The 22,669-nt window shown below is 68.0% G+C and carries 22 protein-coding genes and 1 riboswitch; of the genes, 12 read left to right on the forward strand and 10 right to left on the reverse strand.

Annotated elements, in window-relative coordinates; genetic code table 11:
* The first annotated feature begins 4 nt into the window (after positions 1 to 4).
* The 3 genes from AC1DKN_RS04300 (at position 5) to AC1DKN_RS04310 (ending at position 2,170) form a co-directional block, all read left to right on the forward strand.
* The gene (locus AC1DKN_RS04300) at positions 5 to 361 is read left to right on the forward strand and encodes a DivIVA domain-containing protein (RefSeq protein ID WP_476870524.1); all 357 of its coding nucleotides are present in this window, start codon (positions 5 to 7) and stop codon (positions 359 to 361) included.
* Entirely contained in the window at positions 358 to 1,749 is a 1,392-nt protein-coding gene (locus tag AC1DKN_RS04305; RefSeq protein WP_476870525.1) for a hypothetical protein, read from the forward strand. Before AC1DKN_RS04300 ends, AC1DKN_RS04305 begins: the two co-directional genes overlap by 4 nt.
* Positions 1,750 to 2,002: 253 nt before the next feature.
* Positions 2,003 to 2,170 carry a DUF3117 domain-containing protein gene (locus AC1DKN_RS04310; protein ID WP_079550332.1) on the forward strand — a complete coding sequence of 56 codons (168 nt, stop codon included), beginning with the start codon at positions 2,003 to 2,005 and terminating at the stop codon, positions 2,168 to 2,170.
* 109 nt (positions 2,171 to 2,279) lie between these two features.
* On the opposite strand, the gene AC1DKN_RS04315 is transcribed toward AC1DKN_RS04310, so the two are convergent.
* Positions 2,280 to 2,912 carry an O-methyltransferase gene (locus tag AC1DKN_RS04315; RefSeq protein WP_018773821.1) on the reverse strand — a complete coding sequence of 211 codons (633 nt, stop codon included), beginning with the start codon at positions 2,910 to 2,912 and terminating at the stop codon, positions 2,280 to 2,282.
* 272 nt (positions 2,913 to 3,184) lie between these two features.
* Between AC1DKN_RS04315 and sigE the strand changes: the two genes are divergently transcribed.
* From sigE to AC1DKN_RS04330, 3 genes are all read left to right on the forward strand, one after another.
* Entirely contained in the window at positions 3,185 to 3,838 is a 654-nt protein-coding gene (sigE, locus tag AC1DKN_RS04320) for an RNA polymerase sigma factor SigE (protein ID WP_079550334.1), read from the forward strand.
* Between the two features lie 8 nt (positions 3,839 to 3,846).
* Positions 3,847 to 5,268, forward strand: a complete 1,422-nt coding sequence (locus AC1DKN_RS04325; protein WP_476870526.1) for a hypothetical protein — start codon at positions 3,847 to 3,849, stop codon at positions 5,266 to 5,268.
* Positions 5,269 to 5,349: 81 nt separating this feature from the next.
* Positions 5,350 to 5,745: a twin-arginine translocase TatA/TatE family subunit gene (locus AC1DKN_RS04330; RefSeq protein ID WP_476870527.1), complete on the forward strand. Its 396-nt coding sequence runs from the start codon at positions 5,350 to 5,352 to the stop codon at positions 5,743 to 5,745.
* A gap of 55 nt (positions 5,746 to 5,800) precedes the next feature.
* On the opposite strand, the gene AC1DKN_RS04335 is transcribed toward AC1DKN_RS04330, so the two are convergent.
* The 3 genes from AC1DKN_RS04335 to AC1DKN_RS04345 are packed head-to-tail and all read right to left on the reverse strand — an operon-like array spanning position 5,801 to position 9,034.
* The gene (locus AC1DKN_RS04335) at positions 5,801 to 6,928 is read right to left on the reverse strand and encodes an Mrp/NBP35 family ATP-binding protein (RefSeq protein WP_476850355.1); all 1,128 of its coding nucleotides are present in this window, start codon (positions 6,926 to 6,928) and stop codon (positions 5,801 to 5,803) included.
* A gap of 11 nt (positions 6,929 to 6,939) precedes the next feature.
* The gene (locus AC1DKN_RS04340; RefSeq protein WP_476850356.1) at positions 6,940 to 7,770 is read right to left on the reverse strand and encodes a DUF1003 domain-containing protein; all 831 of its coding nucleotides are present in this window, start codon (positions 7,768 to 7,770) and stop codon (positions 6,940 to 6,942) included.
* Entirely contained in the window at positions 7,751 to 9,034 is a 1,284-nt protein-coding gene (locus tag AC1DKN_RS04345) for a magnesium transporter MgtE N-terminal domain-containing protein (protein ID WP_028275668.1), read from the reverse strand. The genes AC1DKN_RS04340 and AC1DKN_RS04345 overlap by 20 nt, the downstream gene beginning before the upstream one ends.
* A 77-nt stretch (positions 9,035 to 9,111) precedes the next feature.
* Here AC1DKN_RS04345 and AC1DKN_RS04350 point away from each other — a divergent pair, with 77 nt between their 5' ends.
* A complete protein-coding gene (locus AC1DKN_RS04350; protein WP_476870528.1) occupies positions 9,112 to 10,002 on the forward strand; it encodes a YflT domain-containing protein in 891 nt (296 codons plus the stop codon).
* 113 nt (positions 10,003 to 10,115) lie between these two features.
* Here AC1DKN_RS04350 and AC1DKN_RS04355 read toward each other — a convergent pair whose 3' ends face one another.
* On the reverse strand, positions 10,116 to 11,699 hold the full coding sequence (locus tag AC1DKN_RS04355; RefSeq protein WP_476870529.1) for an aminopeptidase P family protein: 1,584 nt from the start codon (positions 11,697 to 11,699) through the stop codon (positions 10,116 to 10,118).
* A 123-nt stretch (positions 11,700 to 11,822) separates the two neighbouring features.
* Between AC1DKN_RS04355 and AC1DKN_RS04360 the strand changes: the two genes are divergently transcribed.
* On the forward strand, positions 11,823 to 12,668 hold the full coding sequence (locus AC1DKN_RS04360) for a PHP domain-containing protein (RefSeq protein ID WP_230008367.1): 846 nt from the start codon (positions 11,823 to 11,825) through the stop codon (positions 12,666 to 12,668).
* Positions 12,669 to 12,803: 135 nt separating this feature from the next.
* On the opposite strand, the gene AC1DKN_RS04365 is transcribed toward AC1DKN_RS04360, so the two are convergent.
* From AC1DKN_RS04365 to AC1DKN_RS04375, 3 genes are all read right to left on the reverse strand, one after another.
* Positions 12,804 to 13,676: a DNA-methyltransferase gene (locus AC1DKN_RS04365; RefSeq protein ID WP_223913905.1), complete on the reverse strand. Its 873-nt coding sequence runs from the start codon at positions 13,674 to 13,676 to the stop codon at positions 12,804 to 12,806.
* An 8-nt stretch (positions 13,677 to 13,684) separates the two neighbouring features.
* Positions 13,685 to 15,448, reverse strand: a complete 1,764-nt coding sequence (locus AC1DKN_RS04370; RefSeq protein ID WP_476855773.1) for a DEAD/DEAH box helicase — start codon at positions 15,446 to 15,448, stop codon at positions 13,685 to 13,687.
* Positions 15,449 to 15,830: 382 nt separating this feature from the next.
* Positions 15,831 to 17,324: an RNB domain-containing ribonuclease gene (locus AC1DKN_RS04375; protein WP_476870530.1), complete on the reverse strand. Its 1,494-nt coding sequence runs from the start codon at positions 17,322 to 17,324 to the stop codon at positions 15,831 to 15,833.
* A 38-nt stretch (positions 17,325 to 17,362) separates the two neighbouring features.
* On the opposite strand from AC1DKN_RS04375, the gene AC1DKN_RS04380 reads away from it, so the two are divergent.
* Positions 17,363 to 18,037 (forward strand): ferritin-like fold-containing protein, encoded by a 675-nt coding sequence (locus AC1DKN_RS04380; protein WP_476870531.1) that lies wholly within the window; start codon positions 17,363 to 17,365, stop codon positions 18,035 to 18,037.
* 37 nt (positions 18,038 to 18,074) lie between these two features.
* Here AC1DKN_RS04380 and thiE read toward each other — a convergent pair whose 3' ends face one another.
* Positions 18,075 to 18,773, reverse strand: coding sequence for a thiamine phosphate synthase (gene thiE, locus AC1DKN_RS04385; protein ID WP_476850362.1), 699 nt, complete (start codon positions 18,771 to 18,773; stop codon positions 18,075 to 18,077).
* A gap of 26 nt (positions 18,774 to 18,799) precedes the next feature.
* Positions 18,800 to 18,920, forward strand: a riboswitch (TPP riboswitch).
* On the opposite strand from thiE, the gene thiO reads away from it, so the two are divergent.
* From thiO to AC1DKN_RS04400, 3 genes are all read left to right on the forward strand, one after another.
* Positions 18,914 to 20,224: a glycine oxidase ThiO gene (thiO, locus tag AC1DKN_RS04390; RefSeq protein WP_476870532.1), complete on the forward strand. Its 1,311-nt coding sequence runs from the start codon at positions 18,914 to 18,916 to the stop codon at positions 20,222 to 20,224. Its footprint overlaps the riboswitch before it by 7 nt.
* Complete coding sequence (gene thiS, locus AC1DKN_RS04395; protein WP_476858916.1) at positions 20,221 to 20,457, forward strand: sulfur carrier protein ThiS; 237 nt, start codon at positions 20,221 to 20,223, stop codon at positions 20,455 to 20,457. Before thiO ends, thiS begins: the two co-directional genes overlap by 4 nt.
* A 5-nt stretch (positions 20,458 to 20,462) precedes the next feature.
* Positions 20,463 to 21,287, forward strand: a complete 825-nt coding sequence (locus AC1DKN_RS04400; RefSeq protein ID WP_079550362.1) for a thiazole synthase — start codon at positions 20,463 to 20,465, stop codon at positions 21,285 to 21,287.
* 953 nt (positions 21,288 to 22,240) lie between these two features.
* On the opposite strand, the gene AC1DKN_RS04405 is transcribed toward AC1DKN_RS04400, so the two are convergent.
* A partial coding sequence (locus tag AC1DKN_RS04405; RefSeq protein ID WP_476870533.1) for an HNH endonuclease occupies positions 22,241 to 22,669 on the reverse strand: 429 nt, incomplete at its 5' end.

Raw genomic sequence — 22,669 nt, forward strand, 5'->3', positions numbered from 1 at the left:
TCTAGTGAGTCTCTTCCTGGTTTTCCTGGCCATTGTGCTGATCGGCGTCGCCATCCTCCTGGGCACCGGCCTGGCACCGAAAATCTTCCGTCGCCGCCGGGACGGCGGTGCGGGCGGTTCCTTTGACGACGGTTTCGACGAGCCGGTCGCAGCCCTGCCGCCCGTCCTGTTGCCTGAGCGCGCGGCCGCGGCGGACATTGACCGTCTGCGCTTCGCCGTCGGACTCCGCGGCTACCGGATGGACCAGGTGGATCAGGTTCTGGATGACCTGCGGGAGCAGATCACCGCCAAGGACCAGGAGATCGAGGCACTCGGGGAGGAACTGGAGCGCCTCCGTCCGCCGACCGAACAGCGTCCGTGAGCCGCGTGGAAGACCCGAAGACCGTCGCGGCGCCTGAGGCCTGGAAGCCCCAGGGGTTGAACGCGGCCCTGTGGAGCCGCATCGCCGCCGCGGGCGCCAGGATGGCGCGGTGGCCCTGGTGGGCGCAGGTGGCCGGACTTTACATCGCCGCGAGGCTGGTCAGCACCTGCATCTTCATGGCCGCCGCCCTGCACCAGGGCGTGAATCCGTGGTTTCCCGCCAAGCCCGACTATTGGAACTTCATCAACATCTGGGATGCCCGCTGGTACGCCCAAGCGCTGCAGGCGGGGTATCCGGCGCTTCTGCCGACCGACGACGCCGGCACCGTCCAGGAGAACACGTGGGCCTTCTACCCCCTGTTTCCCGTGCTGGGCCGGGTGGTGTCCGGGCTGACAGGCACGGGCCCGGCGTGGTCCCTGACGGCCATCGCCCTGGTCTCCGGTGTGGGTGCAGCCCTCGTGGCGTACAGAATTTTCCGGCACCGGGCCACGCACCGCACGGCGCTCTGGGGGACGGTGTTCCTGGCGGCTTTCCCGGTGGCGCCGGTGCTGCAGGTGCCCTACGCCGAATCCCTCAACCTGCTGCTCCTCGGCGCCGCGCTGCTGCTTGTCATGGAGCGCCGGTACCTGTGGGCCATGCCCGTTGTGGTCCTGATGTGCCTTTCCCGGCCTACCGGGGTTCCGTTTGCCGCGATGATGGGCCTGTTGCTGCTCTACCGTCTCTGGCAGCGCCTCACTGCGCAAACCCGTACTGCGCAGACCCGCACTGTGCAGCACCCCACGGCACAACAAGCCACGGCACAACACCCCGCGAACCAGAGCCCCGCGACACAGGGCGTCACAGTGCAGCGCCGGGACGGCCTCGCCCTCCCCGGCAAAGCCGAGCTGTGGTCACTGGGCGGGCTCACCGCCGTCAGCGGCATCGGTGCCCTGCTGTGGCCGGCCATCGCCTGGACCGCGACCGGCGATCCGGGCGCGTACACCAAGACCGAAACCGCATGGCGCGGCGATGACCTGGTGCCGTTCAAGCCATGGTTCGACGCCGGCATCATGCTGTTCGGGCCGACCCTCGGCGTCCTGGCTCCCTTCGTGTTCGTTGCCGCGTTCACGCTGCTGATGATGTCCCGGCCGGTCGTCGCCCTGGGCACCGAGCTGAGGCTCTGGTGCTGCTGCTATATGGGCTACCTGCTGGTCTTCCTGCACCCCCAGACCAGCACGTTCAGGATGCTGCTGCCGCTGTTCCCGCTCGCCCTCAGCGCCGCCCTTCTCTCGCGTTCCCGCGCCTACCGCGGCACCGTGGTGGTCATGTTCGTGCTGCTGCAGATCGTCTGGATTGTGTGGCTGTGGGCGTGGGCGCAACTGCCGGGCGGAGGGGACTACCCGCCGTGACGCACAGCACCATTTCGCGGTGCCGGCCCGGCCTGGCGGGACGCGCTGGAAAGTCCAACGATTAGCTACGGGCGCATTGTTACGCGATAATAGAGGATAAGCAAGGACAAGAAGCACACAGTTTGTAAGCGGTTTATTTGTGAGTTTGCCGGTCACGGCAGCCTCCTGGAGCGCTGCCGGACGGCTTGATTGGCCAAGCGGACGCAGCCCGGCCGGGCTGGTATGTCAGGGACTAATGGAGGGGATATTCCTTATGGCGGCAATGAAACCACGCACCGGCGACGGCCCTATGGAAGTGACGAAAGAGGGACGAAGCCTGATCATGCGTGTTCCGCTCGAAGGCGGGGGGCGGCTTGTAGTCGAACTCAATGCCGCTGAGGCGACGAACCTCAAGGAATGCCTCGTCGGCGTCACCGAATAGCGTCACGCCAAGAGCTTTGCAACAGGGCGGGGTCCCGGCCACCAGGCTGCGGACCCCGCCCTTTGCTGTCAGCGCCCGCCCCTGCACCCGGGCTAGTGAATCCTGACTGCTACTTCTTCACCGCGATCAGCAGGCCGTCTCCGGTGGGCAGCATGGCGGAAGCGAGACGGTCGTCGTCGCGGATGGACTTGCCGATCTGGCGCAACACCACGGTGGTGGCCTCCCGGGCGGCCGGGTTCGCGACCCGGTCCTTGTCGAGGGCATCGTTGACGATCAGCAGCCCGCCGGATTTGAGCAGCCGCACGGCCTGTTCGACGTAACTGGGGTAGTTCGGTTTGTCCGCGTCAATGAAGACGAGATCATAGGCGCCGTCCGTAAGCCGGGGCAGGACATCCCCGGCCCGGCCCGAAATGGTGCGGGTGCGGTTGGCGGGGCTGCCGGCCTCCTGGAACGCTTCGCGCGCTGCCTTGAGGTGTTCGACGTCGACGTCGATAGTGGTCAGGACAGCCTGCGGACCCAGCCCGCGCAGGATGCACACGCCGGACACGCCTGCGCCGGTGCCGATCTCCACGGCGGTCTGTGCCTTGGACGCCGCCGCCAGCACCGTCAGCACGGCGCCCACGCCGGGGCCGATCGGGGTCACGCCAAGCTCGAAGGACCGTTCGCGCGCGTGCAACAGGACCTCATCCTCGGCAGGCAGATCTTCTGCATAGGACCAGCTCGTGGACTTATCGGCGCTCATGGGATATCGCTTTCTGGGCGGCAGGGGAGTGTTCCCTACAGCGTACTGTGTCCGGCGGGACGGGACGCGGAAGCGGCAGCACCGTGGCCCCGGCCGGAGGGGGTCGTTCTGCCTTCGGCGGAAGACCGCGGTGGATCAGGAAATTCCCAGCTTATTTTGAAATGATGGGTATCCGCTCATCCGCGTGGTGATCGGCGTCGAATGAAGGGTGCAGGAACCTGTGCAAGCAGGCACAATTCAGGCGTAGGTACCATCCACGAGGGGAGTGGACGATGTCGATTCTGGCACCTGTCCCGGCAACAGAGGCAACAGATTCAACCGGCCAGTCCCGGACCGCGGCGGAAGCCGAATGGGTCCGGCCGACCTGGGAGGAAGTGGTGACGAACCACTCCGCCAAGGTCTACCGCCTTGCGTACCGTCTGACCGGAAACAAGTACGACGCCGAGGACCTCACCCAGGAGGTGTTCGTGCGGGTCTTCCGTTCGCTCGAGAACTTCAAGCCCGGCACGCTTGATGGCTGGCTGCACCGGATCACCACCAACCTGTTCCTGGACCAGGCCCGGCGCAAGAGCCGGATCCGCTTTGATGCGTTGGCCGACGACGCCGAGTCGCGGCTGCCGGGCCGGGAGCCCGGGCCGGAGCAAAGCTTCGAATTCAACAACCTCGACGTCGATGTCCAGGCAGCGCTCGAGGAACTTCCGCCCGACTTCCGCGCCGCCGTCGTGCTGTGCGACCTCGAAGGGCTCTCCTACGACGAAGTCGCCGCCGCGCTGGACATCAAACTCGGGACCGTCCGGTCCCGGATTCACCGCGGCCGGACAATGCTCCGTGAAAAGCTCGCGCACCGCGACCCGCGCCCGGCGCAGCCGGCCAAGCAGTCCCTCAAGCCGCGGCTCAAGATGCCGCGCATCGCCGGCCTCCTCTGAACCGGTCAATGGGTCTGCTGAGACGGCTGCTGGGAGCACCAGGCTGCAGGTTCTGGGGCGGGCCCGGGGCTACCCGGAAATGGGCCGCCGGCCGCCACGACCACGTGGAATCGTGTGCCGAATGCCGCGCCCGGCAACAGCGCGAACGCCAGTACCTCGAGAAGCTCCGCGGCGCCGCCGTGCCCGAGGCCAGTGAGGACCTGACTGCACGGCTCCTGGCACGGACCGGTCAGCTGGCCGCGGAACGGGCGGCGGCTGAACGGACAGCCGAAGCGGAGCGGGAACAAACAGCCCCGGAAGCTACGGTGCCTGCAGCTACAGCTACAGCTACAGCTACAGCTACAGCTCCGGCACCTACGGCTCCTACACCTTCGGCACCTTCAGCTCCGGAACGGGCCATGGCGGAACGCCCCGACCCGGCGGACACAGCGGACGTATTGGATGCAGCGGAACGGCCGGGCGCGGCGGACGCCGCCGGGGCCGGCCATCGTCCGTGGCCCTCGGACCGGTTCCCGGCAGGACACCCCGTGCCGGGTCGGCCAGGGACGGCGGGACCGGTCGCCGGTCGCGCCGCCGCCGCGGGTCCACACGGCGCCCGTCGCCGCGGCCCGCGCCTGCCGGTGCTTGCTGTCGGCGGAGCCGTCGCCGCTTTGGCCCTCATGACCGGCACCGCGTACGTCATGGGAGGCGACGACGCGGTCCCCGCCGAGGGCGCAGGGACTGCCACCCTCGCCCACCCGGATGCCCCCGGGCTGCCCGGCAGCGGTGAGCCGCTCGGTGCAACGGAGCTGTTCGACGCCAGCGGATCCGGCGTCCCCGGCGCTGAGGGAACCGGGCCCCGTGTTGCGTTCGGCCTCGGCGGCGAGCCCGACTTCACCCCTGCCGGGACGCTGAACACCGGTGAGCTTGCTGCGTTCCGCTCGCAGGGGTGGACATGTCCGGAGCTGCGCGAGCTCGGATTCCACCTCATCTGGGCCCGTGCCGGCGTCATCTCCGGGGACGAGGTCCTGGAACTTCGCCTCACGGATGGCCGGCACTTCGCCACGGTCCTTGAGCAGCACGCTTCGATGCGGGCGCCCGCGGCGCCCCCCGCACCCGCACGGGCCGAAGATTCGCCCATCAACGTGCTGACCGGACACGCCGCCGTGGCTGACGGCTTTATCCCGGCCAAGGCCGGCACGCCGTCGGCCGCCCCCGAACCCGGGTATGGCTTTCTTTGGGTCAACCCCGCCCCGCCCTACCGGGCCATCTACCAGACGTCGGCGGCGACATACACGTACATTTCGGACCTGCCGGCCGAGCAGGCGGACGACGGCGTTGCCGCGCTGACCCGGGTCAGCAGTGGCACTCCCGTGCCGGCCTCGCACAATGGAATTCCGGAACGGATCGAACGTGGATTGAGCCGAATCCTGGAGCACCTGGCACCGTGAGGCAGGGACGGGCCGGACATGGCCGGCATACGGACTTCGCGGAATCGTCGCCAGCCCGAGCGAGAGGGTAACCTTCCTAAAGTGCTTGGAATCAATGGACCGGAGTTCTTACTTCTGCTGATCATCGGCCTTCTGGTGATTGGTCCCAGCAGGCTGCCCGAATACACCCAAAAACTTGCCAATATTGTCAAGGAAGTGCGCCGGATGGCGTCCGGTGCGCGGGAACAGATCAAGGAAGAAGTCGGCATCGACATCGATGAGGTCGACTGGAAGAAGTACGATCCGCGCCAGTACGATCCCCGCCGCATCATCAAGGAAGCGCTCCTTGACGATGACACCAAGCCGATGAGCACCGGGGCACCCGCAACGGTCTCCACGGCCGCTGCCGCGACTGCTGTCGCCTCGCACCGCCCCGAGCGGGTGCTCGAGCGGCTGCCCGAGGGTGAACCGGCCCCCTTCGACTCAGAGGCGACCTAGGACTTCCCGCGGCGGGCCTGCCGCAGTGCCTGCGCAGGGATGCGGCCGGGCGCTGTCAGCGGGGCTGCAGACCCAGCGGCATGCCCTTGAGGCCGCGGGGAACCGACGCCAGCCTGCCGGCGATCCCCGCCAAGGCCACGGCCGCAGGCGTCTCCGGACGGCCCAGCACCAGCGGCACTCCGGAATCCCCACCCTCACGCAGCAGGACTTCGAGTGGAATCTGGCCCAACAGCGGCACGTCCTCACCCACGGTGGCCGAGAGGCGCCCGGCGAGCACGGCGCCGCCGCCGCTGCCGAACAGTTCCATCCTGCCGCCGTCGGGCATTTCAAGGTAGGACATGTTTTCCACGACGCCGGCCACGGTCTGGCCCGTCTGGGTGGCGATCGCACCCGCCCGCTCGGCAACATCCGCGGCGGCCGCCTGCGGGGTGGTCACGACGAGGATCTGCGCCTTGGGCAGCAGTTGGGCGACGGAGATCGCGATGTCGCCGGTGCCGGGGGGCAGGTCCAGGAAGAGGGCGTCGAGGTCGCCGAAGTAGACGTCGGTGAGGAACTGCTCCAGCGCCCGGTGCAGCATCGGGCCCCGCCACGCCACGGGCTGGTTCCCGGTGACGAACATGCCGATGGAGATGACCTTGACCCCGTAGGCCACGGGCGGCAGGATCATGTCGTCCACCCGCGTGGGGGCCTGTGTGATGCCCATCAGCGCCGGAACGGAGAAACCGTACACATCCGCGTCCACGATCCCCACACGGAGCCCCTGGGCCGCCAGGGCGCACGCCAGGTTGACAGTGACCGAGGACTTGCCCACGCCGCCCTTCCCGCTGGCGACGGCGTACACCTTGGTCAGCGAGCCCGGCGCGTTGAACGGGATGCCGCGCTGGGCGCCGGCGCCCCGCAACTGCTCCTTGAGGGCGTCGCGCTGGACCTGCGTCATGACTTTGAGGTCCACGTCCACGCCGGTGACGCCCGGGACGGCGGACAGGGCAGCCTCGGTGTCCGCCGTGATGGTTCCGCGCAGCGGGCAGCCCGCGATGGTCAGCAGCACCGCGATCCGCACGCGGCCGCCGTCGCCGATCTCAACGGACTCCACCATGCCGAGCTCGGTGATGGGGCGGCGGAGCTCAGGGTCGATCACGGTGGCAAGTGCGCCGTGCACTGCCTGTTCCAGCGGGGTGCTCATGCGGGCGATGCTCAGCTTTCGGGGATTGTGCGGTGTGCGGGCTGGCGGGTGGGATCGGCCGCGGCCCCGGAGTGGTTCGCCGACGGGTTCGGCAGTTTCCCCGAAGGGTTCCCTGTCGGGTCCTGCGAAGAGCCCTGGGCACGGTCCCTCGCCGGGTCATCGCGCTTGCCGCCGGCTTTTACCCGGGGGATTTGCTGGGTCCGGGGGCTGCGCTGCTTGTCGCGCCGCTCCTTCATCTTTTCCTTGACCTTTTCCCGCGGGGTCTCGTGGGCGCCGGCGGAAGGATCGTGGGTGCGCAGTTCCTCCTGGGCCTCCAGCATGTCCTCCAGCAGGCTGCGGAGCTCGGCGCGGACGTAATCGCGGGTGGCGACCTCGCGCAGCGCGATGCGCAGGGACGCAAGTTCCCGGGTCAGGTATTCAGTGTCGGAGAGATTGCGCTCGGCCCGCTGGCGGTCCTGCTGCAGCGAGACCTTGTCGCGGTCGTCCTGGCGGTTCTGGGCCAGCAGCAGCAGGGGCGCGGCGTAGGAGGCCTGCAGGGACAGCATGAGGGTCAGCAGCGTGAAGCCCAGCGCCCGTGAATCGAACTGCCATTCCTCCGGCGCCCACGTGTTCCAGCCCAGCCAGAACAAGCAGAACACCGTCATGTACATCAGGAACGCGGGGGTGCCCATGAAACGGGCGAAGCCTTCTGTGGCATGGCCGAAGGCGTCCGGGTCGGGACGGAAGTTGGGCAGGATACGCTGCCGGCCGCTTAGTGGCGTGTCAAGGCCGCCGGTGGTCCTGCCGCCAGGGCGGACATTGGAGGTCCGTGGTGCTGTGGGATCAGCCAATGCGGCCTCCAAGCTTTCTTATCGGGGCATCGTCCTCGTGGGCGCGCCAGTCGTCCGGCAACAGATGATCAAGCACGTCGTCAACAGTCACCGCCCCCACAAGCCGTCCGTCATCGTTGACAACTGGAAGCGAGTTGAGGTTGTACGTTGCCAGCGCGCGGGCGACCTCGCTGATGTGGGCCTGGTCGGAGACCGGCTCCAGGCTTTTGTCCACCAGATTGCCCAGCGGCTCCGGCGGCGGAAAGCGCAGGAGCTGCTGGATATGGACGACGCCGAGGAATCGTCCCGTCGGCGTCTCCAACGGGGGCCGGGCGACGAAGATCGACGACGCCAGGGCGGGGGAGAGTTCCTCCCGGCGTACGTGCGCGAGGGCCTCGGCGACGGTTGCTTCCGGGGGCAGGATCACCGGCACGGGCGTCATGAGCCCGCCGGCGGTGTCCTCGTCGTATTCGAGCAGGCGGCGGACGTCTTCGGCGCCTTCGGGTTCCATCAACTGCAGGAGTTCTTCAGCCTGGGCGCTGGGGAGTTCGGCCAAGAGGTCGGCGGCGTCGTCCGGATCCATCTCCTCGAGGACGTCGGCGGCGCGGTTGACGTCCAGGGCGGAGAGGATTTCCACCTGATCACCTTCGCGCATCTCCTGCAGGACGTCCGCGAGCCGTTCGTCCTGGAGTTCGCTCGCAACCTCGAAGCGGCGCTTGTCGCTCATTTCCTGCAGGGCTTCGGCGAAGTCGGCGGGCTTGAGGTCCTCGTGCGTGGCCACGAACTGGGTGGCGGCCTGGGGCTCGGTCTTGGCGCCTTGCCGGGCATCGGCCCAGTCGATGATGAGGGTTTCATTGCGGCGCAGCCGGCTCAGGGGCGAGAGGGAGTGGCCGCGGCGGACGAAGAGCTTGCTGACGAACCAGTCGCCGGAGCGGTGCCGGTCCATGGCGATGTCCTCGATGGTTGCGTCGCCGCTGCCGTCCGCAAGGGTCACCCGGCGGTCGAACATTTCGGCCACCACGAGGGTTTCCGCGCCGCGCTGTTCGAAACGGCGAAGATTGACCAGCCCGGTGCAGATGACCTGGGTCTGGTCTATGGACGTAATCCGGGTCATCGGCACGAAGACGCGCTTCTTGCCGGGGACCTCGACGACGATGCCCACCACGTGCGGGGCGCCCCTGGTTCCGCGGGAGAGCACCACGACGTCGCGCAGCCGACCCAGACGGTCACCCAATGGGTCGAAGACGTCCAGTCCGAGGAGGCGCGCGACAAACACTCGCGAAAGATTCGTGCTCACCCCTACAGGCTACCGAGTCTGCTCTCTTTTAGCTGAATTTCCAGCCGCACACCAGCCCGATGGGTGAGAATGGGCATATGTCAAACATTTTTGGTGCTCCCAGGGCCGGTGCCCCCAACGGCTCGGACGAGGCACGCACCGTCCCGAGAGGCGACGTTGTCGGTTCCTACAACTCCTACCTGGATGCCCAGAAGGCGGTGGACTACCTGGCTGACCAGCAGTTCCCCGTGCAGATGGTGTCGATCGTGGGCAATGACCTGAAGATGGTCGAGCGGGTGACCGGCCGGCTTACCTACCCCCGCGTCGCCCTCTCCGGCGCCCTCAGCGGCATGTGGTTCGGCCTGTTCGTCGGCGTCATGCTGTCGTTCTTCTCCACAACCCCCGGTTATTTCTCGATTGTGACGTCAGTGCTGATGGGTGCAGCGTTCTTCATGCTGTTTGGCATCGTCACGTACGCCATGCAGCGCGGCAAGCGTGACTTCACCTCAACCAGCCAGGTGGTGGCGACCAATTACGACGTCGTGGTCTCCTTCGAGGCCGCCGGCGAAGCGCGGCGCCTGCTCCACCAGCTGCCCATGACGGCGCATGACGCGTCCGGTGCCGCAGCCGGCGGTTTCGCGCAGCAGGACTACCGCCATCAGGCACCGCAGCAGCCGGGCCCGCAGCAGCCGGGACAGCAGAGCCATGCGCCGCAGCGCCCCGCGGGCTGGAACGACCCGTACGGCCAGAGAACGCCGGAGACCGGCGCAGACCCCGCCGGACAGTACCAGGGCGGTGCACCCCAGCAGGAGGGCCCCGCAGGCCCCGCTCCGACGGCACCGGCCCCAGCTGAGGAGGCGGCGGCCCGCCCGGCCGGCCGGGTTTCTGGGGTGAGCTATCCGGATCTCCCGGACGGCCGCCCGCAGTACGGGGTCAGGGTCACGGACAGCGAGAAGCCCGCGGCAGGCCAGGACGGCCAGCAGCACTGATTCAGGCAGGAAACAGCAGCAAATAGCAGCAAATAGCAGCAAATAGCAGCAAGAAGGGAGCGCCCCGGTGCGGGGACGCTCCCTTTCTTGCTGCTATATACTGCCTGGCTGACCTACGGCGTCTGGCCGTCCACTTCCAGGTAGATGCCCGCCATCCAGGACTCGACGTCGTCGGCCTTGCGCGGCAGTGCGGCGCTGAGGTTGACCGGCCCGTCGGCCGTCATGAGAATGTCGTCCTCGATCCGGACGCCGATGCCGCGGTATTCCTCGGGGATGCCGATGTCCTCGTTCTTGAAGTACAGGCCGGGTTCGATCGTGAACACCATGCCGGGCCTGAGCACGCCGTCGAGGTAGAGTTCCCGCTTCGCCTGGGCGCAGTCGTGGACGTCGAGGCCGAGGTGGTGGCTGGTGCCGTGCGGCATCCACCGGCGGTGCTGCTGGCCCTCGGTGCTCACGGCTTCCTCGACGGAGACGGGCAGGAGGCCCCATTCGGCGAGCCGCTCGGCCAGCACCGTGGTGGCTGCGGTGTGGATGTCCCGGAACTTCGTGCCCGGCTGGGCAGCGGCAAAGCCGGCGTCGGCGGCGTCGAGCACTGCCTCGTAGACCTTGCGCTGGACCTCAGAGAACTTGCCGTTGGCCGGCAGGGTGCGGGTGATGTCCGCGGTGTAGAGGGAGTCGGCCTCGACTCCGGCGTCCAGGAGCAGCAGTTCGCCGGCGTTGATCTTGCCGGTGTTCCGGGTCCAGTGCAGCACGGTGGCGTTGTTGCCGGAGGCGGCGATGGTGTCGTAGCCGAGCTCGTTGCCTTCTTCGCGGGCCCGGGCGAAGAACGCCCCTTCCACGACGCGCTCGCCGCGGTGGTGGGTCAGCGCCCGCGGGATCGCCTTGACCACCTCGGTGAAGCCGGCCACGGTGGCGGCGACGGCGATCTTCATCTGTTCGATTTCCCACTCGTCCTTGAGCAGGCGCAGTTCCGAGAGGGCCTCTGTGAGTTTCTCGTCCAGGGCGTCGAGCACACTCAGGTCGAGGTTGTCGGGGTCCTTGGCCGTGTTGTAGCGGGCAGTGTCGACGAGGGCATCAATGTTCTCGTCAACCTTGCGGACCAGCCTGATGGATATTCCGCCGATCTCCGGCGCACCGACATTCTTGGTGATGGCGAGTTCAAGTTCGGCGATGTCGGCCGTGTCCAGTCCCAGCTTGGCCTTGAACTCGGCCAGGGTCGGGCGTGCGCCGATCCAGAACTCCCCGGAGCGGGAATCGGCGTAGAACTGCTCGGTGTCGCGGCCGGCCAACGGGCGGAAGTACAGCGTGGCGTGGTGGTTTCCGCCGTCGTCGCCGGTGCCCTCCGCTACCGGTTCCAGGATCAGGACCGCATCAGGTTCGTGGTCCAGGCCGAGGCCGGTGAGGTGCGCGAAGGCGGAGTGCGGCCGGAAGCGGTAGTCGCAGTCGTTCGAGCGGACCTTCAGCGGGCCGGCGGGGATGACCAGGCGTTCACCTTTGAACTGGCCTGAGATGGAGCGGCGCCGGCCTGCGGCGTGGCCCGCGACGGCATCCCGCTCGGGGAGCTGTTGCGAGGCCGGCGCCCAGTTGCTGGCCATGAAGGCCTTGAAGGCGTCGGAGCTGGGCCGCTGCGAGCGGTTGTTGACGCGCTCTTCGAGGGGCTGGGAAGCGGAGACTAGGGTGTTATCTGCATCGTTCACCGTCCCATAGTCTCACCAGCGCCGCGGCTTAGGCCAACGGCGCGCTCGCGGTGCAGGGCCGCTGCAGGGCCCCGGCACGAAGGGGCCGAGGCTTTGGATCCTGCCATCTACTAGGCTGGTGAGGTGAGGATCGACCTGCATGCGCACTCCAACGTTTCCGACGGCACCCAGGCGCCGGCCGGCGTCATGGAGTCCGCCGCCGCCGCGGGCCTCGACGTCGTCGCCCTGACCGATCACGATTCCACTGCCGGGTGGGCGGAGGCCGCCGTCGCAGCCCGGAAAGCCGGGGTCGCGCTGGTCCCGGGGATGGAGATCTCCTGCCGCACCGCGGAAGGCATCAGCGTTCACCTGCTCAGCTACCTCCACGACCCCGCGCATCCCGGGCTGCTTGAGGAAATCACCAAGTCCAAGGACGCCCGGCACACGAGGGCGCAGAAGATGGTCACCCTTTTGTCGGAGGACTACCCGCTGACATGGGACGACGTGATTCATCACGTCGCGCCGGGTGCCACCCTGGGCCGCCCCCACATCGCCGACGCGCTCGTCGCGGCCGGTGTGGTGGAAGACCGGGCCGAGGCTTTTGGTTCCATCCTCACAGCACGCTCGCGCTACTGGGTCCAGCACTATGCGCCGGAGCCGGCGCTCGCCGTCGAACTGGTCCGTGCAGCCGGGGGCGTCCCGGTGTTCGCCCACCCAGTGGCATCCGCCCGCGGCCGGATCGTGGGGGAGGGGACCTACCGGGAGATGATCGACGCCGGCCTGGCCGGCCTGGAAATCTACCACCGGGACAACCCCGAGGAGGGCCGGACGTTCCTGCGCCGCATCGCCGAACGCTATGGCCTGCTGATCACAGGGTCCTCCGATTACCACGGCGCGGGAAAGCCGAACCTGCTGGGCGAGAATCTGACCTCCGCAGAAGTCTTTGCCCGGATCGAGGAACTGGGCACGGGCTCGTCCGTGGTGCGCTGAGACCCAGTCCGCTGAGACCCTGGACCCGTGTTGAGCTATCACTTAGCGTCCCTATGAGGCCCCCCAGGACCCGAATAGCCGCCACAAGTGTTAGCGCAACGGGCGGGAACGGCGGGGCGTGGTGAGGGCGGCGGGTCAGAGGGTCGGGAAAGACGTGAACTGCGCCTGCGCGGCCAGGCGTTTGGCCATCACGTCGATGGCCGGCTGGTTCTGGTCCACGCACACGAACCTGCGGTCGAGTTTCGCGGCCACGGACCCGAGCGTGCCGGAACCTGCGAAGAAGTCCAGGCACCAGTCGCCCGGCCGGCTCGAGGCCGCAACCACGCGGCGGATCAGCCCCTCCGGCTTCTGCGTCGGGTAGCCGGTTTTCTCCTTGCCGGTCGGCGAAACGATCGTGTGCCACCACACGTCCGTGGGCAGCTTGCCGAGCTCGCGCTTGGCGGGGGTCACCAGTCCGGGCGCCATGTAGGGCTCACGGTCCACCTCGGCGCTGTCGAAGTGGTACTTCGCCGGGTTCTTGACGTAGACGAGGATGTTGTCGTGCTTGGTGGGCCAGCGGTACTTGGCCCGTGCACCGTAGTCGTACGCCCAGATGATCTCGTTCAGGAAGCATTCGCGGCCGAAGATCGCGTCCAGCATGACCTTTGCGTAGTGCACCTCGCGGTAGTCCAGGTGCAGGTACAGGGTGCCGTCGTCGGCCAGGAGCCGCCAGGCCTCCACGAGCCGGGGCTCGAGGAAGGACCAGTAGTCGCTGAACGCGTCGTCGTACTTGTGCAGCGCGCCCTTGATGGTGTCGTAGGACCGGCCCTTGAACCCGACGCGGTCACCCTCGCCGCCGGCGTTGAGCACCATCCTGGTTTCCTGGCGCCGCTGGACCCGGCCGGTGTTGAAGGGCGGGTCCACGTAAATCAGTGTGAAGGCGCCGTCCGGCAGCGTGGGGAGGTATTCCGCGTTGTCCGCGTGAACCACCAGGTTGCTGCCGTCCGGCGCCCAGACGGTGTCAGTCATGGAGGGGATTAGGCCTCGGCGCCGCTCGGCTGTGCGTCGCCGCCGGCCACTACCTCGCCGTTGCGGCGGCGGGTGCGGGTCCGGCGCCGGGCACGGGTCGCCCGGTCCACCTCGGTGGGGGCCTTCGCCGGCGCGGCGGCAGCAGCTTCCGGTCCCTGTCCGTTCGCAGTGGACGCCGTGGCGGCATCGGCCTCGGCGGGACGGCGACGGCGGTCGCCGGAGCGTCCGCCGGCTTCGGTGCCGCTGCGGCGCGAGTCACGTCCGCCGGTCCGGCTGCCCTCGCGGGCACCGTCACGGCTGCTCGTGCGGCTGCCTTCACGGGCGCCGTCACGGCTGCTCGTGCGGCTGCCGTCCTTTGCGCCGTCCTTTGCGCTGGTGCGCGAGTTCTTCTTGCCGGTCTCGCCGAGGTCTTCGAGGACCTCCGCGTCGACCCCGGCCAGCACACGCTTGTCGCGCGGCAGCCGGCCCTTGGTGCCTGCGGGGATGTCGAGTTCCTCGAACAGGTGGGGCGAGGACGAGTAGGTTTCCACGGGCTCGGGGTAGCTCAGGCCGAGGGCCTTGTTGATGAGCCCCCAGCGCGGCATGTCGTCCCAGTCGACAAACGTCACGGCGGTGCCCTTGTTGCCGGCACGGCCGGTGCGGCCCACGCGGTGCAGGTAGATCTTCTCGTCTTCGACGCACTGGTAGTTGATCACGTGGGTGACGTCGTCGACGTCGATGCCGCGGGCGGCGACGTCGGTGGCAACGAGGACGTCCACCTTGTTGTTGCGGAAGGCGCGCAGCGCCTGTTCGCGGGCGCCCTGCCCGAGGTCACCGTGGATGGCGGCCGCAGCAAAACCGCGGTCCACCAGTTCCTCGGCCACCTTCGCGGCGGTGCGCTTGGTCTTGGTGAAGATGATGGTCCGGCCGCGTCCGCGGGCCTGCAGGATGCGGGCCACCACTTCCACCTTGTCCATGCTGTGGGCACGGTAGATCAGCTGGCGGATATCGCGCTTGGTCAGGCCCTCGTCGTCCGGGTCCGCGGCGCGGATGTGTGTCGGCTGGGTCATGTAGCGGCGGGCCATGGCGATGACCGGGCCGGGCATGGTGGCGGAGAACAGGAGCGTCTGGCGGACCGCGGGCGTGCCGGCGATCAGGGTCTCGACGTCCGGCAGGAACCCGAGGTCCAGCATCTCGTCGGCTTCGTCGAGGATAACGATCTTGACGTTCTTCAGGCTCAGGTGCTTCTGCTTGAAGAGGTCGATCAGGCGGCCGGGGGTACCGACGACAACCTCGACGCCGTTCTGCAGCGCCTCGACCTGCGGCTCGTAAGCGCGGCCACCGTAGATGGTGGCGATGCGGGCGTTGCGCTTCTTGGCGGCGTTTTCGAGGTCTTTGGCTACCTGGACGGCCAGCTCGCGGGTGGGCACGATCACCAGGGCCTGCGGGGCGCCGGGAACGGCCAGTTTGTCGAAGCCGGCGTCGTCGCGGCCGACGACGCGCTGCAGCGCCGGGATGCCGAAGCCGAGGGTCTTGCCAGTACCGGTCTTGGCCTGGCCGATGATGTCATGCCCTGCCAGTGCGACCGGCAGGGTCATGGCCTGGATCGGGAAGGGGTGGGTGATGCCGGCGTCGGCCAGGGACTCCACGATGTCGGCACGGACATTGAAGTCGGCAAAGGTCTTCTCGGCAATCTCGTGCGGCTTTTCGTCCGAGATGATGGTCTCTTCGGGCTCGATGGTCTCCGTGCCGGACTCATCGGTCAGAAGCTGGTGCGTGTGCAATTCACTCACAGGGGAGTTTCCTTATTCATTTTGGGCTGCGCTGCTTGCTCAACGGGGCCGGCCGTGGTGGCCGTTCCGGAGCACGCTCAGGCGCGCAAGCAATTCCAGTGGAAGCCGATCGCGGGCTATCTAAATGCTGGCACTGGGGACCAGCGGGTGTATCTCAAGATCGCGTAGGGGCGGGCTTGTTGAATTCGAAAATCATGGAAATCAACGACCGGGCATCCATTTCTACCTCTTCAGTCTAGCTGTACAAGGCGTGGATCCTCGACTGGGCTGGTGATTGCGCCTCGGGAAGTGACCGGGAGGGCGGCCGGGAGCGCTGGCTGGCGACGGCGTGGGGACGGCGTGAGGACGGCCAGCGGGCCGTCAACGGACCGATAGCCGGCCGTCAGCCCACGAGCTCCAACTGGATTTCCCGCGTGACGATGTCCGAGGACACCACCCGGACCCGGACTTTGGTGCCCGGTTCCAGCTCGCCGGGGCAGCGTGCGGTCACGGCGGGCTCGGCGATCTGGACGATCCCGGACGGGCCGTTTCCGTTGCCGTTGGTCTTCCCGCCGTTGCCGTTGCTGGTGCCGTTGGTGCCCTTGGCCGGCTTGGGACCGGAGATGACGACAGCGTCGAATTCCTGGCCGACGTGGTTGACGAGCAGGGCCGCCTCAACGGTGTCCAGCGCCAGCCGCTCCAGTTTTGCCGCCAACTGGTCCGAGGTGCCCATGATGGCGGGGAGGGACGGCAGCGCCTCCCGGGCCCAGGCAGGAACTTCGGTGCCGTTGCTCAGGGCCTCACAGATTACCAGCACGAAGCGGTCGACCAGCCGCCGCAGCGGTGCCGTGGAATGGGCGTACGCGGCGCCGATGGCGGACTGGACGGCGGCGTTGGGCACTGTGCCGTCGAAGGGTGTGTATCCGGCACCGCGGAAGAGCATCCCGGCCGAATGCACAATGGCCAGCTGCCGGGGGTCCGTCGGGTCAAGGGTCCGCAGGTACTCGCCGTAGCGCATTTCCCCGTCCCAGGGCTTGCCGAGGGCGTGGGTCTGCCGGTGGAAGTGGCGCAGTGATGCCTCGTCCGGGGCGGGCATGGTGCGGAGGATGCCGACTTTGCCCTGGAGCATGAGCGCCGCGGCGGCCATCCCGGTCATGAGTGAAATCTGGGCGTTCCAGTCCTCCACCGGCAGCGGCGGGGCCGCTACGATCCGGTAGCCGCCGTCGGGCAGTTGCTGGATCTCCTGTTCCGGCATGTTCAGGCTCGCGCCGCCGCGCAGTCGTTCCAGTTCCACCCGTTTGAGGCCTACTTCTTTCAGCAGCTGCAGCACGGGCGCCGCGGTGCCGGCGTCGAGCTCGGCCTGGACGCCTTTGTAGTTGAGCTTCGCGCGGCTGCGGACCTGTGCCCGGCGCACGAGGACCGAGGCGACCTCTGCCGCGGCGTCGAGCTCGAACTCCCAGACGAACGCCGCGCACAGCTGCCCGGCGAGCAGACTGCCGGCGGCCTCGCTGATAATCTCCGGATGCAGCGGAATCCGGCCGTCCGGGGTGTAGAAGGTCTGGCCGCGGCGCCGGGTCTCGGCGTCCAGCGCCCCGCCCGGGGCGACAAAGGAGGGGACGTCGGCGATGGCGTAGAAGACCTTGTAGCCGCCGTTGCTCCGTTCGATAAACAGGGCCTGGTCCAGGTCGGTGGACGATGCCGGATCGATAGTCACGAACTCGACGTGCGTGAGGTCAAGGTCCGGGAGCTTGTGCTCGGCCACCGCCGCCTCCGCGTCGCGCAGCACATCCTCGGGGAACGGGCCGGGCAGTTCCAGCGTGGTGCGCAACGCCTTGAGTGCCCCGGCAAGCTGGTTCTGCTGCTCGTGGACACTGGGGGTCAGGCGATGATGTGACACGAAAATCAGGGTAGCCCGATTTCCGCTATTAGTCTTGGATGATGAGCGCAACTGCGGACGATCCTGCCCTCTACAACAGCTTCCTTGCCGACCTGCTGGGAGTCTTGGCGTACGGCGAGCTTTCCGCCTTCGAGCGGCTGTCCTCGAGTGCCCGGTATTCGCCCACGCTGCATGACCGTGCGTTGCTGGGCAGGATGGCGGTGGTCGAGTTCCAGCATTACGAACTCGTCCGAATCCGGCTCGAACACATGGGCCTGGATACGGAGGCCACCATGCTGCCGTTCCAGCCCTCGGTGGACCACTTCCACGAACGCACGCGCCCGTCGGACTGGTACGAGGCCCTCATGAAGGCCTACGTGATCGACACGGTCGCCGCGGACTTTTACGGCGTCGTGGGCCGGTACGTCGACGCCGCGACCCGTGAGTTGATCGGGCAGGTCCGCTCCACCGGTGAGTCCACGGCCGTGCTGCAGGCGCGCATCAAGGCGGCCCTGGCCGATGACCCGCGGCTGGCGTCGCGCCTGGCGTTGTGGGCCAGGCGTCTGCTGGGGGAAGTACTGAACCACGCCCAGCGTGTCAGCGCCGAGCACGCGTTCCTCGGCGGACTGTCAGGGCTGGACGACGCCGGCGCCCGGGCGCTGGTCAACGGCCTGGCAGCCGAACTCGCAGCGAATCACGCGCGCCGGATGACGGAGCTGGGTCTCGCCGGATAGATTCAGTGCCGGCCGGCATTACTGGCTGGGGACCTGCTTAGGATGCGGCGGCGTCCAGCGCCGCCAGCAAGGCTCCGGCGGCGTGGGCCGGATCAGTGGCGTCGGTGATCGCCCGGACCACGACGATCCGCCGGGCACCGGCATCGACTACCTGCTCCACGTTACTGAGGTCGATCCCGCCGATCGCGAACCACGGCAGCACGCTTTCGTCGACCTTGCCGGTTCCCTCCGCGTCCGCCCCGCCGATCGCCTGGGCGGCGTAGCGCACCAGATCGAGGCCGACGGCGGCGCGTCCGGGCTTGGTGGGCGTCGCCCACACGGGGCCCACACAGAAATAATCGAGCCCTTTGCGGCCTGGCGCGGCAGCGATGGCGGCGTCCACCTGCTTCGGGCTGTGGGTGGACAGGCCGATCACGGCATCCTTGCCGAGAAAGCCGCGGGCGGCGTCGAGCGAAATGTCCTTCTGGCCGACATGGAACACCGGAGCCCCGGACAGGGAGGCGATGTCCGCCCGGTCATTGACGGCCCACAGCCGCCCGTGGCGCTGCGCTGCGGTGTGCAGGACCTCCAGCAGTTCCAGCTCCTCGGAGGCCTCGAGCGACTTGTCGCGCAACTGGATGATGTCCACGCCGCCGGCGAAGGCGGCGTCCACGAAGTCCTCGAAGTCGCCGCGGTCCCTGCGGGCGTCGGTGCAGAGATAGAGGCGGGCGGTGGTGTGGAGAGGGTCCTGGCTCATGGGACCAGCCTAGTTCCTCTAAACTGGGCGCATACCGCGGGAGCCCGCAGCAGCCATGTCGCCGCTGCCCGGCTGAGAGGGCGTCAGAGCCGACCGCTTGACCTGATCCGGCTAGTACCGGCGTAGGGAAGGAATTTTTCATGGGCACACGAGCAGGCCGTGCAGCCGGAGCCGCAAATGACGCCGCCGCCCAGGTTTGTGACACAGGGACCGGTACCGCAGAGGGAATCATCGCGGGGGATACGACTGCCGACGTGGCCGTGATCGGCGGCGGGGTGATCGGCCATGGCATCGCGTTCGAGGCCATCCGCTCGGGCCGATCCGTGGTCCTGATCGATGATGCTCCCGGCAGCGGAGCCAGCTGGGCCGCGGCCGGCATGCTGGCCCCCGTGAGTGAACTGCACTACCAGGAGGAACAGCTCCTGGAACTGATGCTCGAGGCCTCCCGGTTGTGGCCAGGATTCGCTGCAGCTCTCGACGCCGGTGCCGCCGGCGCGGATTCCCCGGCGGGTACCGGCTACTTAACGACGCCGACCCTGGCGGTGGGGGCCGACGCGGCGGACCGGCGCGCGCTCGCGGACTTGAGGGAAGTCCAGAAGGCATGCGGCCTGGCCGTGGAGCCACTGACAGTGCGCGAGGCGCGCACCCGGGAGCCCCTCCTGAGTCCCGGCATCTCGTGTGCCTTCGACATCCCGGCCGACCACCAGGTGGACCCCCGCCTGCTGATCACCCTGCTCGCCGGCGTGCTCGGTGCGGAAGGCGGCAGCTTCGTCCGGCGGCGCGCGGCAGGCCTGCTGTGGCAGGACGGACAGGTGGCAGGTGTGCGGTTGGCTGGCGGCGGTACCGTGCGGGCTGCCGAGACCGTGGTCGCCAACGGGCTCGGCGCCGCCGCGCTCGAGGAGCTTCCGGCCGGGCTGGCGCTGCCGCTGCGGCCCGTCTACGGCGACATCCTCCGGCTCCGCGTGCCTCCGCATCTGCAGCCGCTGCTCACGGCCACCGTGCGGGGCATGGTGCGCGGCATCCCGGTGTACATCGTCCCCCGCCAGGACGGCACCGTGGTGATCGGGGCCACCCAGCGGGAGGATGGACCGTCGGATCCGCACGCGGTTTCCGCCGGCGGCATTTACCAGCTGCTGCGGGATGCCCAGCAGCTGGTGCCTGCGGTCGCCGAGCTGGAGCTTTTGGAAGCCACGGCGCGGGCGCGGCCCGGAACCCCGGACAATGCCCCGCTGCTGGGGCGGATCGCACAAGCGGACGGCGGCGACGTCCCGGGACTCATCATCGCCACAGGATTCTTCCGGCACGGCGTCCTGCTGACCCCCGCCGCTGCCGCCGTGTGCCGGCAACTCATGGATTTCACGCCGGACCCGCGCTGGGCCGGGTTCCGCCCCGACCGTTTTTCCCGCATCCCGGTTACGTCCGGGGACAGCCCCAAGAAGGAAGCAGCATGAACATCCGACTTAACGGAATGGATCAGAGCGTCGCCGACGGCGCCTCCGTCTCCACACTCGTCAGCCAGCTCACTGGCCGGAGCATCGGCCCCGACGGCCGCGCCGCCGACGGGCGGAAGCTCGGTGTCGCCGTCGCCCGCAACGCCGAAGTGGTGCCGCGCAGCCAGTGGCACGCCACGGCGCTCGCCGACGGCGACGACGTCGAACTTGTCACGGCAGTCCAAGGAGGATGACCAGCATGAACGAGACGACGTTCGCAGGAACACAGGCCGTCCCCATGACCGGTGCGGTGGCCGATCCGTTCGTGGTCGACGGCGTAAGGCTCGGCTCCCGCCTCATCATGGGAACCGGCGGTGCGCCGAGCCTGGACGGGCTCGGGGCGGCGCTGGTGGCGTCCGGGACGGAGCTGACCACGGTGGCGATGCGCCGCTATTCGCCGGCGGAGACGGGCTCGCTGTTCCAGCTGCTCGAGGACCATCAGATCCGGGTACTGCCCAACACGGCAGGCTGCTTCACCGCCAAGGACGCAGTCCTCACCGCCGAGCTGGCGCGGGAGGCCCTGGAAACGGACTGGGTCAAGCTCGAAGTAATTGCCGACGAACACACATTGCTGCCGGACGCCGTCGAACTCGTGGACGCAACCGAACAGCTCGTGGCCCGAGGCTTCAAGGTCTTCGCCTACACGAACGACGACCCCGTGCTTGCCCTCCGGCTCGAAAACCTCGGCGCGACGGCCGTGATGCCGTTGGGCGCCCCGATCGGCACCGGACTGGGCATCCTGAACCCGCACAACATCGAGCTGATCGTCTCGCGCGCGTCCGTGCCCGTGGTGCTGGATGCCGGGATCGGCACGGCCTCGGACGCTGCCCTGGCGATGGAACTCGGCTGCGACGCCGTGCTGTTGGCTACGGCGGTGACCCGTGCGCAGAATCCGGTGCTCATGGGCGAGGCCTTCAAACATGCCGTCATCGCCGGCAGGCTGGCGAAAGCGGCCGGCAGGATCCCGCGGCGGGAACACGCATTGGCGTCCTCGGCAATGGAAGGCCGGGCCGAGTTCCTCTAACGCCCGCTCGGCCGGCGGGGCTGATCTGGTTGCGCCGGCCGGACCTCCTGATCACCCTTGCTCTTGATGACGCGCCGGCGCGATCATCGGTAGGCCCGGCCCGGTCCGGCCCGGCCGGGTCGACGTGCGGCGGGGACGAACCGGGTATGCCGTCGGTCCGCATCCGGATGGTCCACAGTCCTCGTGGATCACGTGGTTGTGCGAGTACGCAGGGTCCCATTAGCGCGCTGGTGAAACTTTCACGAAGAATGGCGTTGCCACTTCTTTGCCTTTCCAGCTGCCCTTTTCGAGGTCAGGTGCCATCCCTTGCAGCCTCCGCATGGGTATACGCTCGCGGGCAACTTGCCCCCAGATGACGAGCCCTGCCGGATGATTTCCTTGAGCGCGCGGTTCGCGTGCCAGGGGGTGGAGTAGGTGATCTTGGTGCAGCTTGCCATCGAGCGAAACCCTTCTTGAAAGAGTACGCGCGTGGCTCATATCCACACTTGAGCGCCACCTAACAGTGGCGTCCCAGGTTCCACATGATTGTGTCGTTCAAGGCACAAACTATCGCAGCCCTAACTGCGTTGCAATCGTGAGTCTTCGGCGCAAGATTCTCTGAGGAATAACCACCGCTCCCAGAGCTCTTATTATCGACCTGTCCCGTTGTCCAGCCCAGTGGTTCCGGCGCGGAACTACTACGTGATTGGGTGGGCTTCGCCCCCGGACGCGGAGAGATTCGGCCGGTGTCCAGGACCTGGCCCTCGCCGCCGAGGACGACGGGGATCATGTCGAAGTCGCAGCCGATATTGCGCGCGGTGGAGGCGGTGACGTGTCGGCGGGACTAGCCGTAAGCGCCGCGGGGCGCTACTGGTGGGCGGAAGTATCTGTTCCACCCGGCCGTCCGGGCCGCTGCCGTTCGACCCCCACGGTGACCCGGCCGTCAGGGCTTCTGTCACGCGGCGGCCACGGGGTCACTCCAGACGGAAGTAGGTGTTCCGGCGGGGTGTCTGGGCGGGGTCGAGGTGGGGTGGCGGGATGAACCAGGGGATGCCGGTGCGCATCTGGATGCTCCAGTGTTCCTTATGGATCACGTGGTGGTGATGGGAGCAGAGCAGGGTGCCGTTGCCGGTTCCGGTGGTTCCGCCGCGGGACCAGTAGGTGATGTGGTGGGCCTCGCACCAGGGGGCCGGGATCGTGCATTGGGGGAAGGCGCAGCCCCGGTCCCGGGCCGTGATGGCCTTGCGGATGTGTGGCGGGAAGATGCGGGAGGCGCGGCCGATGTCCAGGACCTGGCCCTCGCCGCCGAGGACGACCGGGATGATGTCGGCGTCGCAGGCGAGCTTGCGGATGGTGCCTGTGGTGACGGGGCCGGTGAACAGCAGCGTCCCGGTGCCGTGCCT

Source organism: Arthrobacter sp. 01N444 (assembly GCF_056399305.1).

What these genes read in the sequence shown, in the direction of transcription:
- AC1DKN_RS04335 (WP_476850355.1), bottom strand. Translation starts at nt 6,928, where the DNA reads ATGAGCACCCCGCTGGAACAGGCAGTGCACGGCGCACTTGCCACCGTG.
- AC1DKN_RS04310 (WP_079550332.1), top strand. Translation starts at nt 2,003, where the DNA reads ATGGCGGCAATGAAACCACGCACCGGCGACGGCCCTATGGAAGTGACG.
- thiO (WP_476870532.1), top strand. Translation starts at nt 18,914, where the DNA reads ATGGGCACACGAGCAGGCCGTGCAGCCGGAGCCGCAAATGACGCCGCC.
- thiS (WP_476858916.1), top strand. Translation starts at nt 20,221, where the DNA reads ATGAACATCCGACTTAACGGAATGGATCAGAGCGTCGCCGACGGCGCC.
- sigE (WP_079550334.1), top strand. Translation starts at nt 3,185, where the DNA reads ATGTCGATTCTGGCACCTGTCCCGGCAACAGAGGCAACAGATTCAACC.
- AC1DKN_RS04400 (WP_079550362.1), top strand. Translation starts at nt 20,463, where the DNA reads ATGAACGAGACGACGTTCGCAGGAACACAGGCCGTCCCCATGACCGGT.
- AC1DKN_RS04380 (WP_476870531.1), top strand. Translation starts at nt 17,363, where the DNA reads ATGATGAGCGCAACTGCGGACGATCCTGCCCTCTACAACAGCTTCCTT.
- AC1DKN_RS04315 (WP_018773821.1), bottom strand. Translation starts at nt 2,912, where the DNA reads ATGAGCGCCGATAAGTCCACGAGCTGGTCCTATGCAGAAGATCTGCCT.
- thiE (WP_476850362.1), bottom strand. Translation starts at nt 18,773, where the DNA reads ATGAGCCAGGACCCTCTCCACACCACCGCCCGCCTCTATCTCTGCACC.
- AC1DKN_RS04365 (WP_223913905.1), bottom strand. Translation starts at nt 13,676, where the DNA reads ATGACTGACACCGTCTGGGCGCCGGACGGCAGCAACCTGGTGGTTCAC.
- AC1DKN_RS04325 (WP_476870526.1), top strand. Translation starts at nt 3,847, where the DNA reads ATGGGTCTGCTGAGACGGCTGCTGGGAGCACCAGGCTGCAGGTTCTGG.
- AC1DKN_RS04350 (WP_476870528.1), top strand. Translation starts at nt 9,112, where the DNA reads ATGTCAAACATTTTTGGTGCTCCCAGGGCCGGTGCCCCCAACGGCTCG.